The following is a 12,625-nucleotide window of genomic DNA, read 5'->3' as shown; positions in this document are numbered from 1 at the left end:
AACCATTCGACATTGTCGAACGATTCCACAGTACTACCAGGAGAGGCCGCCGAGCTCCCTCGAAACGCTGCGAGCTGCCTCACGTACGTAGGACACGAGTTCGAGGCGCGGCGGCTGGTCGGGTGAGTCGCACAGCCGCTCGACCGGCCCGGAGATGCCGACCGCGCCCACGACCACACCGCGTTTGTCCCGGATCGGCGCCGCCACCGACGCCTCGCCCTCGACCAGTTCATGCAGGTCGTAGGCCCAGTCGCGGTCGCGGACCTCGTTCATGGAGTCGGCGAGCTGCTCGGGGTTGAGGGTGTGCCGAGTGAACCGCTGTAGGTCGCCGTCCGGCCACTCGCCGAACGCGACCAGCGCCTTGCCCAGGGCCGTCGCGTTCCACGGCAGCAGGGCGCCGGTGTCGAGCGTCTGCCGGCTGTTGTCCGGCCGGAACACGTGATGTACGACGAGCACGTGCTTTCCGTGCATCACGCCGATGCGCACCGCCTCGCGCGCACGCATCGCCAACGTGTCCGACCAGTTCAACGCCTTGGCGCGCAGCTCGTTGCCGTCCAGGTAGCTCGTGCCGATCTGGAACAGCGCGGCACCCAGGCGGTACTTGCCGCCCTCGACCTCCTGCTCGACGAACCCGACCTCCTGCAACGTCCGCAGGATGCCGTGCACCGTCGGTTTCGCGAGGTCCAGGGCGCGCGCGATCTCGCCGACGCTCAGCTGGTGCGCGCCGCCGTGGGCGAGCAGCTTCAGGACCTCGGCCGCGCGCTGAATGGACTGAATGGGTCCGGGCACGCACCCCACTCTAGCTGCGCACGTTCGACAATGTCGAACACTTACGGCCGATAGATTCCCAGCGCGGCCGCCCGCGAACGGAACTTGAAGTGGTTGGCCTTCTCCCGGACCTCGCCGTCCGTCGCGATCGAGATGGGCGCACCGTGCACCTCGACGTTCAACGAGGCCACCTCGAAGTGCTTGTACATGCGCGAGTGCTCCAACGCCCCGAGCAGGGCGCCCAGGAAGAACCTGGTCCGCGAGTACTTCCGGTCCGCACGGACGAAGCGCACGTCGAGCAGCCCGTCGTCCAGCCGGGGCCGCATGGTCGGCGCGAAGCCCTTCGGCCGGTACGGCCCGTTGCCCACGAACAGCATCCACACGAGGTGCTTGTCGCCGTCGATGGTCATGTGCAGTGGCTTCGCGCGCTGCAGGACACGGAACATCGCGATCCCGGCCGCGGGCCACTTGCCCCAGCGCTTTTCCAGCTTCTCGCGGATCCGCACCATGTCCGGGTAGCCGCCCAGCGACGCCGTGTTGACGAACCACTGGTCGTTGACCTGCGCCAGGTCCACCCGCACGCCCACGCCGTCGGCGACCGCCTGCGCCGTGTCGTGCAGACCGGTGATGCCCACGTCCCGCGCGAAGTGGTTCAACGTGCCGGAGGGGATGAGCACCATCGGCAGGTCGCGCTCGGCCGCGATGGCCGCCACGGTGGCCACGGTCCCGTCGCCACCGGCCACACCCAGCGCCTTCGCGTCGGGCAGGTCGTCGAGTTCCTCGACCGAGACGATCTGCGCCTTCGGCCACTCCTCGGTGATCTGCGGCGTCGGATCCGGCCCGATGCCCGAGAACGGGTTCACCACCACGACCAGGCCTTCGCCGTCCTGCAACGACGTCAGGTCGGCGTGTTCGTAGGCCGACGCGGGCTCGTTCAACCCGAGTGGCCACCAGCGGCGCGTGAGCACCGCGGCGCCGACACCCACCGCGGCGCCGGCCGCGACATCTGTCGGCCAATGAACGCCCGTGTGAACGCGTGAATACGCGACGGCGGCGGCGATCGGCGCCACCACCATGCCTGCTTTGGGGGATTCCATCGCTACCGCCGTGGCGAAAGCGGCCGCTGACGCGGAGTGACCGGACGGGAATGACGACGACGTCGGACGCTTGGACAGCCTGCGGTCCATCGCGAGCAGATCCGCGGCGGGTCGCCGGCGCGGAAAAAGTGACTTCCCGACGAGGTTCGCGCTGGCAGAGGCCCCGGCGATGGCCGCAAGACCCCGCATCGCACCACGCCGGTACGGGCCTTTCCTGGTCGCCAGAATCGCCGCTACGACGAACCACAGCAGGCTGTGGTTGGCGGCTTTCGAAAGCCTCTTCAAACCCCTGTCGAGCCTGCTCGCAGGCAGTCCGGCAGAGGATGCCATGAGCTTCTTGTCGAGAGCGCTGACCCGTTTCCACACCCCTCCGACACTAAACCGCAACCGGCGTGCCGCCCGAACGGATCACCCTGCTCCGCCTGAGAGTCGCCTACTGTTGAGGCATGCAGCGGCGGATCTTCGGCATTGAGACAGAATTCGGGGTGACCTGCACCTTCCACGGGCAGCGTCGTCTGTCCCCGGACGAGGTCGCGCGGTACTTGTTCCGCCGCGTCGTCTCGTGGGGACGTTCTTCCAACGTCTTCTTGCGCAACGGCTCCCGGCTCTACCTCGACGTCGGCTCCCACCCGGAGTACGCCACGGCCGAGTGCGACGACCTGGCGCAGCTCGTCACGCACGACAAGGCGGGTGAGCGGATCCTCGAGGACCTGCTCGTCGACGCCGAGCGCAGGCTCGCCGACGAGGGCATCGGCGGCGACATCTTCCTGTTCAAGAACAACACCGACTCGGCCGGCAACTCCTACGGCTGCCACGAGAACTACCTGGTCGCACGGGCCGGCGAGTTCTCGCGCATCGCGGACGTGCTGCTGCCGTTCCTGGTGACCAGGCAGCTGATCTGCGGCGCCGGCAAGGTCCTGCAGACCCCGCGCGGCGCCGTGTACTGCCTCTCGCAGCGCGCCGAGCACATCTGGGAGGGCGTGTCGTCCGCGACCACCCGCTCCCGCCCGATCATCAACACCCGCGACGAGCCGCACGCCGACGCCGAGCGTTACCGGCGCCTGCACGTCATCGTCGGCGACTCGAACATGTCCGAGGTGACGACGCTGCTGAAGGTCGGCAGCGCGAACCTCGTGCTCGAGATGATCGAGCAGGGCGTCCAGTTCCGCGACTTCTCGCTGGACAACCCGATCCGAGCCATCCGCGAGATCTCCCACGACCTGACCGGCCGCCGCACCGTTCGTCTCGCGGGCGGCAAGGAAGCGTCCGCGCTCGACATCCAGCGCGAGTACTTCGAGAAGGCCGTCGAGCACTGCGCCAAGCGCTCACCGGACCCGATGGCGGAGCGCGTCCTCGAACTCTGGGGCCGCACCCTCGACGCCGTCGAGGCCCAGGACCTGACGAAGATCGACCGCGAGATCGACTGGGCCATCAAGAACCGCCTGATGAACCGGTACATGGAAAAGCACAACATGGACCTGTCCAACCCGCGCATCGCCCAGATCGACCTCGCCTACCACGACATCCGTCGCGGCCGCGGCGTGTTCGACCTGCTGCAGCGCAAGGGCCAGGTCGAGCGAGTGACCGACGACGGCGAGATCGAGGCCGCCAAGGACACCCCGCCGCAGACCACGCGGGCCAAGCTGCGCGGTGACTTCATCGCCGCCGCCCAGGCCGCCGGTCGCGACTTCACCGTCGACTGGGTGCACCTGAAGCTGAACGACCAGGCGCAGCGCACCGTGCTGTGCAAGGACCCGTTCCGCGCGGTGGACGAGCGCGTCGAAAGGCTCATTTCGTCGCTGTAGCGAGACTGTGAGAAGTGGCAGAGTGCCGTCGCATGAGGATCATCGCGGCGGCACTCGCTGCTTTCCTGATACTTCCCGGGGTGGCTTCGGCATCGGACGACACCTTCTGGGACCTGAAACCCACCGGCACCGACGCGCGCTTCCGAGGCCTGTCCGCGGTCAGCGGGCAGGTCGCGTGGGTCAGCGGCTCCAAGGGCACCGTCCTGCGCACCACGAACGGCGGCCGGTCCTGGGACTCCGTGGGGCCGCCCGGCACCGAGGCGCTGGAGTTCCGCGACATCGAGGCCTTCGACGCGCGCAACGCTGTGGCGCTGTCGATCGGTGAGGGCGAGTCGTCGCGGATCTACCGCACGTCCGACGGCGGTAAGAACTGGCAGGAGGAGTTCCGCAACACCGATCCGAAGGCGTTCTACGACTGCGTGGCGTTCTTCGACCGGTTCCGCGGGCTGGCGTTGAGCGATCCCGTGGACGGCAAGTTCCGGGTCCTCAGGACGTGGGACGGCGGTCGGTCGTGGCACGTCAACGACACCAAGGGCATGCCGGACGCGTTGCCGGGCGAGTTCGCGTTCGCGGCGTCCGGGCAGTGCGTGACGACCAGTGGCAACCACGCGTGGATCGCGACCGGCGGCGGCGCGAAGGCACGGGTGCTGGAGTCGCGGGACGGTGGGCGGTCGTGGAGGGCCTCCGACACCCCGTTGCCCACCGGTGAGGCGGCCGGGGTGTTCGCGGTGGCGTTCAAGACGCCGTGGCGGGGTGTGGCCATTGGCGGGGACTACCTGAAGCCGACCGATCCGACGCCGGCGTTCGTCACCAACGACGGTCGCGGGTGGACGGCGGGCAAGCAGGCTCCTGTCGGGTATCGGTCCGGCATCGCCTACCGGGGTGACGGGCTGGTCGCGGTCGGTCCGTCCGGGACGGACACCAGCAGGGACGGCAAGTCCTGGAAGGTCGCGGACACGGGGAGTTTCGACACTGTGGACTGCGTCGGTTCCACCTGCTGGGCGGCCGGGGAGAAGGGGCGCGTCGGCCGGACCTGAGAGGAGACGGGGGATGCGTCTGCATCCGGGTGAGACCGAAGCGGCGGGGTGGCGGGTCACAAGGCTGGCCGACGTCGTGCGGCGACTGCGGGAGGAGGCGCCTGATGGGCGTCCTCTGCTCGTCGCGGTCGACGGGCGCGGCGGTGCCGGGAAGTCCACGCTCGTCGAACGGCTGCGGAGGATCGTTCCCAGGTCCGAAGTGGTGCACACCGACGACATCGCCTGGAACCACGCGTACTTCGACTGGGGAGATCTGCTGGTCGAGAACGTCCTGGCGCCCCTGCACCGGGGTGAGCCGGTGACGTTCCGGCCGGCGGCCTGGGTCGAACACGACCGGCCCGGCGCGATCCACGTCGTGTCCGGGTTGGACGTCGTGTGGATCGAGGGCACCGGGATCATCCGGGAGCAGTGCGCTCCGTGGATCGACGCCTCCCTCTGGATTCAGGGTGATCTGGACGAGCAGGAACGGCGACTGGTCGCCCGCGACGGTGACTCCGCCGATCAGCAACGGCACGTCGCCGCGTGGCTGGCCGAGGAGTTGCCGTTCCTGTTACGCGAACGGCCGTGGCGCACGGCGACCGTCGTCGTGGCAGGTACGACCACGCTCGACCACGATCCCGAGTCCGAGATCGTCGTCGGGGTGTAACGCCTGCGGGGCGTCTGGCGAAAAAGGACGTGTCGGCCGCTCCCGAGCGGGGTAGCCGGTGCAGGTGTTCGACGGATTCTCGTTGCGTTGCAGGGACGTTGGCGAGGCCAATCTGCGAGTGAGGACCGGTGGTGCAGGGCCGCCGGTCCTCCTCTTGCACGGCCATCCGCGCACCCACACGACATGGCACCGCGTCGCACCGTTGCTCGCTGACGACTACACGGTCGTGTGCCCGGATCTTCGCGGTTACGGCGAGTCCAGCAAACCCGGTGACTACTCGAAACGCGCCATGGCGCGCGACTTCGTGAACCTGATGAGCCAGCTGGGCCACGAGAAGTTCGCCGTCGCCGGTCACGACCGGGGCGCCGCCGCGGCCATCCGGCTCGCGCTCGACCACCCGGAGAGGGTCACGCGGCTCGCCGTGCTCGACGGGCTGCCGATCGGCGCCCACCTCAGTCGCTGCGACGCCCGGTTCGCGCAGGACTGGTACCACTGGTTCTTCCTGGCACAGCAGGAACTCGCGGCCGCGATGATCAACCAGGACCCCGGCCTCTGGTACGGCCGCCGCTACCACGACACCCCGCTGGCGATGGGCGTGGAGAACTGGGCCGACTTCCAGCGGGCGATCCACGACCCGGAGACCGTGCTGGCGATGTGCGGTGACTACCGCGCCGGTCTGGAGGTCGACCGTCAGCACGACGACGAGGACCGTGCCGCCGGGCGGAAGATCTCGTGCCCGGTGCTGGCCCTGTGGTCCGCCGGGGACGACCTCGGCGACCTGTACGACGACCTGCCGGGGATCTGGGCCGAGTGGGCGGATGACGTGCGAGTACGTGCCCTCGACTGCGGGCACCACATGGCCGAGGAAGCACCTGTCGAACTGGTCCGGGAACTGCGGACCCTGTTCTGAACTGACCGTTGACGACAGGTGGTGATGAGGTTTCGGTGCGCGCACGCGTTAGGGTCTCTCCGTGGCCATCGCACGCGCCGAACGCCTTGTCAACCTGGTGCTGTGCCTGCTGTCGACCCGTCAGTACCTGACAGCGGAGCGCATCCGCGCCATCGTCCCCGGCTATCACGAAGCGCCGACGGACGAGGCGTTCTTCCGCATGTTCGAAAGGGACAAGTCCGAGCTGCGGGATCTCGGCGTGCCGCTCGAGACCGGGCGGCAGTCCAACGCCGAGGGCGCGGAGGACGGGTACCGGATCGCGCGGCGTGACTACGAGCTCGGCGACATCGACCTCGAACCCGACGAGGCCGCCGCCGTGGCGCTGGCCGCCCGGCTCTGGGACTCGCCGCAGCTCACGGGCGCGGTGCACGGGGCGTTGATCAAGCTGCGGGCCGCCGGCGTGGACGTCGACCAGGACACGCCCGCAGCCGTCGAGCCCAAGGTGCGCGCGAACGAGCCCGCTTTCCCGCCGTTGCTGCAGGCCGTGCAGGCGGGACAGGTCGTCTCGTTCGAGTACCGCAAGCCGCCGCCCGGCGGGTACAAGGAACGCACGGTCGAGCCGTGGGGCGTGGTCGCCTGGCGCGGCAAGTGGTACCTCGTCGGCTGGGACCGCGATCGCAACGACACGCGCTGCTTCCGGCTCTCACGCGTCATGGGACAGGTACGGCCCGTGGGCAAGCCCGGCGTGGTCACCGTGCCTGAAGGCACGGACCTGATGAGCCTCATCGCGCGCACGGAGGTCGCTCCGCACCACACGGCGCCCGCCAAGATCTGGGTGGCCAAGAACCGGGCGCAGGGGCTGCGGCGGCACGCCAAGGTCGTCGAGGAACGCGACGGCGGCGACGTCGTCGAGATCGACCTGAAGTTCCCCGACTCGGCGGCCAAGTGGCTCGCCGGGTTCGGGCCCGACGTCGTGGTGCTGGAACCCGAGGTCCTGGCCAAGTCGGTCCGCGACCGCCTGCAGGGCGCACTGGAAGGAGCGCGGTGACCGCGTCGAACGAACGGCTGCCGCGCCTGCTCGCACTCGTGCCGTACCTGCTCACGAGGCCCGCCATCACCATCAAGGAGGCCGCGGCCGACTTCGGCATCACGCCCAAGCAGCTGCGCAAGGACCTCGAACTGCTGTGGATGTGCGGCCTGCCCGGCTACGGGCCCGGCGACCTGATCGACCTGTCGTTCGAGGGCGAGACGATCACCGTCTCGTTCGACGCGGGCCTCGACCGGCCGCTGCGCCTCACCGCGGCCGAGGCGGCGTCGCTGCTGGTCGCGCTGCGGGCGCTGGCCGACACGCCCGGTGTGGTCGACACGGACGCCGTGCAGCGGGCGCTGGCGAAGATCGAGGCGGCGGTCGGCAAGGCGCAGCCCGCGGGCATGGTGGTCGGGCTCGGCGCGTTCGAACGCGGGGAGACCGCGGAGGTCCGCGCCGCCGTACAGGACGCCGTGAAGCGCGAACGGGCCGTGCGCATCCGTTACTACTCGCAGTCGCACGACGCGATGAGCGACCGAGTGGTCGATCCGATGCGTCTGCTGCTCGTGGAGGGGCGCGGTTACCTCGAAGGATGGTGCCGTTCGGCGCTCGGCGTGCGGTTGTTCCGGCTCGACCGCATCGACGAGGTCGAGGTGCTCGACGAGCCGTCGTCGCCTCCGCCGCACGCCCAGCTGACCGATACGTCGGAGGGGTTGTTCCACCCCAGGGACGACCAGAAGGTCGCGGTGCTGCTGCTGGAACCGGACGCGCACTGGGTCGCCGAGTACTACCCGGTCGATCACTCCGCCGAGCTCTCGGACGGCCGCACGCGTGTCCTCATGCGCTACGACGACCCGTCCTGGATGGTCCGCCTGCTCCTCGGGCTGGGCGGCGACGTGCACGTAGAGCAGCCGGCGGAACTGGCGGACGAGGTGGTGCGCCAGGCGCGGGAGGCATTGCGCCGGGCAGATCACCTGCTGTCCACCTAAGACGTATAGGTTGTGGTTGTGCCGTCGACACCGACCCTGGCGCTGATCGCGCTCGGCCTGATCGTGCTCGTCGCGATCATGGTCCGAGTCCTCGGATCCTTGCGCCGATTCGCCCGTGCCCGCACTCTGGTGGGGGACAGGGTCGGGGACGGCGTGGGCATGCTCAAGGCGCGATCGGCTGCGCTGAAGGTGGCCTTCGCACAACGACGCCCCAAGGAACAGGCCCGCACCAGGGCAAACCCCGCGTACGATCGTCGTGACGGGGGAGACAGGAGGATCACCAATGGGTAACCTCGGACCCACCGAGCTGATCATCATCGCAGTGGTGATCATTCTGCTGTTCGGTGCGAAGAAGCTTCCTGACATGGCGCGTTCGCTCGGCAAGTCGGCGAAGATCTTCAAGGCTGAGACCAAGGGCCTGCGCGACAACCAGGACGCGGACGACGCGCCGGTGCAGCAGCAGCCCGTGCAGCAGCCGGTCCAGCAGCTCCCCCCGGCTCAGCCGCAGCCGATCCAGCAGCCCCAGGTCGCGCCTCCCATCGAGCAGACCACGCAGAACAAGGCGAACAACTGACCTTCCGGTCTCCTGACTTGTAAGGACGGTCGACGCGGTGGCAAGTCCGTTCCGGTGGGTGGCTGAACGCCGGGAACGCGGCAGGCGCCGTCGGGGAAGCGCCGACGGCACGATGTCGCTCAAAGAGCACCTTTACGAGCTGAGGTACCGGCTCGGCCTGGCGATGCTGGTCATCGCGGTCGGAGCCATCTTCGGTTTCATCTGGTTCCAGGTGCGGCTCGGCCCGATCCCGTCGCTGGGTGACATTCTGACGGGGCCGTACTGCCAGCCGGATCTGGAGAAGTACCGGGCCAAGATCACCAACGACGGCACCTGCGCGTTGCTGCAGACCGAGCCGTTCGAGATCTTCCTCGTGCAGCTGCAGGTCGGCACGGCGGCGGGCGCGGTGCTGCTCAGCCCGCTGTGGCTGTACCAGATCTGGGCGTTCATCACGCCCGGCCTGTACCTGAAGGAACGCAAGTTCGCCCGCGTGTTCGTCGGCGCCGGCGCGCTGCTGTTCGTGGCCGGCGCGGTGCTCGCGTACCTGGTGGTGCCGCAGGGCCTGAAGGTGCTGCTCGGTTTCGGTGGCGACAACTGGGTCACGGCGCTCACCGGTAGCAAGTACATCAACTTCGTCATCACGATGCTGTTCATCTTCGGGGTGAGCTTCCTGCTCCCCCTGGTCGTGGTGATGCTCAACCGCGCGGGCGTGCTGTCCTACGAACGGCTGTCGAAGTGGCGGCGCGGCCTGCTGATGGGCCTGTTCGTGTTCGCCGCGATCGCGACGCCCGGCACCGACCCGATCTCGATGGTCGTGCTGGCCCTCGCGTTGTCGGTGCTGTTCGAGATGGCGATCCAGATCTCCCGCGTGCACGACAAGCGCAAGGCGAAGCTGCGCGCGGCCGAGGGCCTGGACGAGCTCGACGACGACGAGGCGGCGCCGTTCAACTACGTGGCGTCCGACGACGACGGCAACGACCCCGGTGAGAAGGCCATCGCTTCGGAGCCCTCGAAGCGCGTGAACTACGACGACGCCACGTGACGCGGGCCGCCTTACTGGTGTGCCCCGCGTCGGGCAAGGGGCGGGCGGCCCGGATGGCCGGGTCGACCGCCGCCGCGTTGCGTCCGCACGTCTCGTCGCTGCGGCAACTCGTCGCGCACGACGCCGAGGGCACGCTCGCGATGGCCCGTGAGGCCGTCGCGGACGGTGTGGACCTGCTGGTCGTCCTCGGCGGTGACGGTGCCGCCCACCTGGGTCTTCAGGCGGTCGCGGGCACGTCCACTTCGCTGGGCATCGTCCCGGCCGGCACCGGGAACGACCTGGCCGTGGCCGTGGGGTCGCAGTCGGTCGAGGACGTCGTGCACGGCACGAAGAAGACCCTGGACCTGGGCCGGTTGTCGACGGGGCAGTGGTTCGCGACGGTGCTGTGCGCCGGGTTCGACTCCGCGGTCAACGAGCGGGCGAACGCGATGCGCTGGCCTGCCGGTCCGCGCCGCTACGACCTCGCGATCGTGGCCGAGCTCGCGTCGCTGAAGTCGGCGCCTCTGGTCGTGACGACCGAGAACGAGACGTTCGAACTGGACGCGACGCTCGTGGCGATCGGCAACACGCCGAACTACGGCGGCGGGATCCCCGTGTGCCCTGGTGCGGACGCCAACGACGGTCTGTTCGACGTGACGGTCGTGGAGCACGGCAGCCGCACGATGCTGATGCGGATGCTGCCGACGTTGCGCACGGGCAAGCACACCGAACATCCGGCGGTGCGGACGTTCCGGGCGCGTGAGGTCTCTCTTTCCGGTGGCAACGGCTGGATCGCTTACGCCGACGGCGAACGCCAGGAGGCATTGCCCGTCTCAGTTCGGACGGTTCCAGGCGCTCTCACAGTCATGGGTCGCTAAATTGTCGGACTGTTCGGTTCGTTTCGTTTTTCGGTAGGGATGCATGGAGACTCTGCAGTTTCAGTCCGAGGCACGTCAGCTGCTGCAGCTGATGATCCACTCGATCTACTCGAACAAGGACACGTTCCTGCGCGAGCTGGTCTCGAACGCCTCCGACGCGCTGGACAAGCTGCGGCTGGAATCGTTCCGCGACAAGGACATGGTCGTCGACGTCGACGACCTGCACGTCGTGATCGAGTCCGATCCGGCCGAGCGCACGCTGACCGTGCGGGACAACGGCATCGGCATGACCCGCGAGGACGTCGTGCGGCTCATCGGCACGATCGCGAAGTCCGGCACCGCGGAGTTCCTGAAGCAGCTCAAGGATCAGCAGTCCGGCAGCACGTCGGACCTGATCGGCCAGTTCGGCATCGGCTTCTACTCGTCGTTCATGGTGGCGGACAAGGTCACCCTCGTGACGAAGTACCCGCACGCCGAGAAGGGCGTGCGCTGGGAGTCGTCCGGCGAGGCCACGTACACGATCGACGACGTGGACGACGCGCCCCAGGGCACCTCGGTCACGTTGCACCTCAAGCCGTCCGACGACGAGGACCGCCTGCCCGACTACACCGAGCCGGCGAAGATCCGCGAGATCGTCAAGCGCTACTCGGACTTCATCACCTGGCCGGTGCGCCTGGGCGGCGAGGAGATCAACTCCCGCAAGGCCCTGTGGGCGCGCCCGGCCTCCGAGGTGACGGAGGAGGAGTACGCCGAGTTCTACCGCCACATCAGCCACGACTGGAACGCGCCGCTCGAGACCATCCGCATGCAGGCGGAGGGCACGTTCGAGTACCAGGCCCTGCTGTTCCTGCCCGCGCAGGCGCCGATGGACCTGTTCATGCGTGACGGCAAGCGCGGTGTGCAGCTCTACGTGAAGCGCGTCTTCATCATGGAGGACTGCGCCGAGCTGATGCCGGAGTACCTGCGGTTCGTGAAGGGTGTCGTCGACGCGGCGGACCTCTCGCTGAACGTCTCGCGCGAGATCCTGCAGCAGGACCGCCAGATCCAGCTGATGCGCCGCCGTCTGGTGAAGAAGGTGCTCTCCTCGATCAAGTCGCTGCAGTCCTCGCGTCCCGACGACTACGCGAAGCTGTGGGGCGAGGTCGGCGCGGCGCTGAAGGAGGGCCTGCTCTCCGACTCGGACAACCGCGACGCGATCCTGGAGGTCTGCTCCTTCGCCTCGACGAACTCCGCGGACTCGATGACGACGCTCGCCGAGTACGTCTCGCGGATGAAGGACGGCCAGGAGCACATCTACTACATGACCGGCGACTCGCGGACGTCCGTCGAGAACTCGCCGCACATGGAGGCCTTGCGCGCCAAGGGATTCGAGGTGCTGATCCTCACCGACACGATCGACGAGATGTGGGTCGACTCCGTTCCCGCGTTCGACGGCAAGCCGTTCCAGTCCGTCGCCAAGGGTCAGGTCGACCTGGAGACCGACGAGGAGAAGACGGCCAACGAGGCCAAGGCCGCGGAGTTCGGCGACCTGCTGACGTGGCTGAAGGAGCAGTTGGAGGACGACGTCAAGGACGTGCGTCTGTCCACGCGCCTGACGACCTCACCGGCGTGCGTCGTCGGTGACTCCTACGACATCACTCCGACGCTGGAGAAGATGTACAAGGCGATGGGACAGGAGCTGCCGAAGATCAAGCGGATCCTGGAGCTCAACCCGTCGCACCCGCTGGTCGAGGGGCTGCACGGGGCGTTCGCGGCGGGCGAACGCGAGTCGTTGGCCGACACGGCCGAGCTCATCTACGGGCTGGCGCTGCTGGCTGAGGGTGGCGAGCTCGCCGACCCGTCCCGTTTCGTGAAGCTGGTGGCGGACCGGGTGCAGCGCACGTTCTGACAAAACCGCAGGTGGAGGGCGATGTCC

General features: G+C 68.4%; 13 protein-coding genes. 11 read left to right on the top strand and 2 right to left on the bottom strand.

The window, feature by feature from the left end; genetic code table 11:
• Positions 1 to 33 precede the first annotated feature (33 nt).
• Together OG205_RS17335 and OG205_RS17330 are read right to left on the bottom strand one after the other, a co-directional pair.
• The gene (locus OG205_RS17335; protein WP_330277281.1) at positions 34 to 789 is read right to left on the bottom strand and encodes an IclR family transcriptional regulator; all 756 of its coding nucleotides are present in this window, start codon (positions 787 to 789) and stop codon (positions 34 to 36) included.
• 41 nt (positions 790 to 830) lie between these two features.
• Positions 831 to 2,195: a bifunctional phosphatase PAP2/diacylglycerol kinase family protein gene (locus OG205_RS17330; protein ID WP_330278176.1), complete on the bottom strand. Its 1,365-nt coding sequence runs from the start codon at positions 2,193 to 2,195 to the stop codon at positions 831 to 833.
• Positions 2,196 to 2,311: 116 nt separating this feature from the next.
• Between OG205_RS17330 and pafA the strand changes: the two genes are divergently transcribed.
• The 11 genes from pafA (at position 2,312) to htpG (ending at position 12,598) form a co-directional block, all read left to right on the top strand.
• The gene (gene pafA / locus OG205_RS17325; RefSeq protein WP_093587937.1) at positions 2,312 to 3,670 is read left to right on the top strand and encodes a Pup--protein ligase; all 1,359 of its coding nucleotides are present in this window, start codon (positions 2,312 to 2,314) and stop codon (positions 3,668 to 3,670) included.
• A 32-nt stretch (positions 3,671 to 3,702) separates the two neighbouring features.
• Positions 3,703 to 4,707 (top strand): oxidoreductase, encoded by a 1,005-nt coding sequence (locus OG205_RS17320; RefSeq protein WP_330277280.1) that lies wholly within the window; start codon positions 3,703 to 3,705, stop codon positions 4,705 to 4,707.
• Positions 4,708 to 4,720: 13 nt separating this feature from the next.
• Positions 4,721 to 5,353: a uridine kinase family protein gene (locus tag OG205_RS17315; protein ID WP_330277279.1), complete on the top strand. Its 633-nt coding sequence runs from the start codon at positions 4,721 to 4,723 to the stop codon at positions 5,351 to 5,353.
• 58 nt (positions 5,354 to 5,411) lie between these two features.
• A complete protein-coding gene (locus tag OG205_RS17310) occupies positions 5,412 to 6,263 on the top strand; it encodes an alpha/beta fold hydrolase (protein WP_442916787.1) in 852 nt (283 codons plus the stop codon).
• 61 nt (positions 6,264 to 6,324) lie between these two features.
• A complete protein-coding gene (locus tag OG205_RS17305) occupies positions 6,325 to 7,290 on the top strand; it encodes a helix-turn-helix transcriptional regulator (protein WP_330277277.1) in 966 nt (321 codons plus the stop codon).
• Positions 7,287 to 8,258 carry a helix-turn-helix transcriptional regulator gene (locus OG205_RS17300; RefSeq protein ID WP_319973100.1) on the top strand — a complete coding sequence of 324 codons (972 nt, stop codon included), beginning with the start codon at positions 7,287 to 7,289 and terminating at the stop codon, positions 8,256 to 8,258. The genes OG205_RS17305 and OG205_RS17300 overlap by 4 nt, the downstream gene beginning before the upstream one ends.
• An 18-nt stretch (positions 8,259 to 8,276) precedes the next feature.
• Entirely contained in the window at positions 8,277 to 8,549 is a 273-nt protein-coding gene (locus OG205_RS17295; protein ID WP_330277276.1) for a bacteriophage holin, read from the top strand.
• Positions 8,542 to 8,832 carry a Sec-independent protein translocase subunit TatA gene (tatA, locus tag OG205_RS17290; RefSeq protein ID WP_330277275.1) on the top strand — a complete coding sequence of 97 codons (291 nt, stop codon included), beginning with the start codon at positions 8,542 to 8,544 and terminating at the stop codon, positions 8,830 to 8,832. The genes OG205_RS17295 and tatA overlap by 8 nt, the downstream gene beginning before the upstream one ends.
• A 112-nt stretch (positions 8,833 to 8,944) precedes the next feature.
• The gene (gene tatC / locus OG205_RS17285; protein ID WP_330278175.1) at positions 8,945 to 9,853 is read left to right on the top strand and encodes a twin-arginine translocase subunit TatC; all 909 of its coding nucleotides are present in this window, start codon (positions 8,945 to 8,947) and stop codon (positions 9,851 to 9,853) included.
• Entirely contained in the window at positions 9,850 to 10,710 is an 861-nt protein-coding gene (locus OG205_RS17280) for a diacylglycerol/lipid kinase family protein (RefSeq protein WP_330277274.1), read from the top strand. Before tatC ends, OG205_RS17280 begins: the two co-directional genes overlap by 4 nt.
• 43 nt (positions 10,711 to 10,753) lie before the next feature.
• Positions 10,754 to 12,598 carry a molecular chaperone HtpG gene (htpG, locus tag OG205_RS17275; RefSeq protein WP_330277273.1) on the top strand — a complete coding sequence of 615 codons (1,845 nt, stop codon included), beginning with the start codon at positions 10,754 to 10,756 and terminating at the stop codon, positions 12,596 to 12,598.
• Positions 12,599 to 12,625 lie beyond the last annotated feature (27 nt).

It is taken from the genome of Lentzea sp. NBC_00516, assembly GCF_036346835.1.
GTDB lineage: Bacteria > Actinomycetota > Actinomycetes > Mycobacteriales > Pseudonocardiaceae > Lentzea > Lentzea sokolovensis.
Note: the sequence above shows the minus strand (reverse complement) of the source record. Positions and strands in the feature narration are given on the sequence as shown.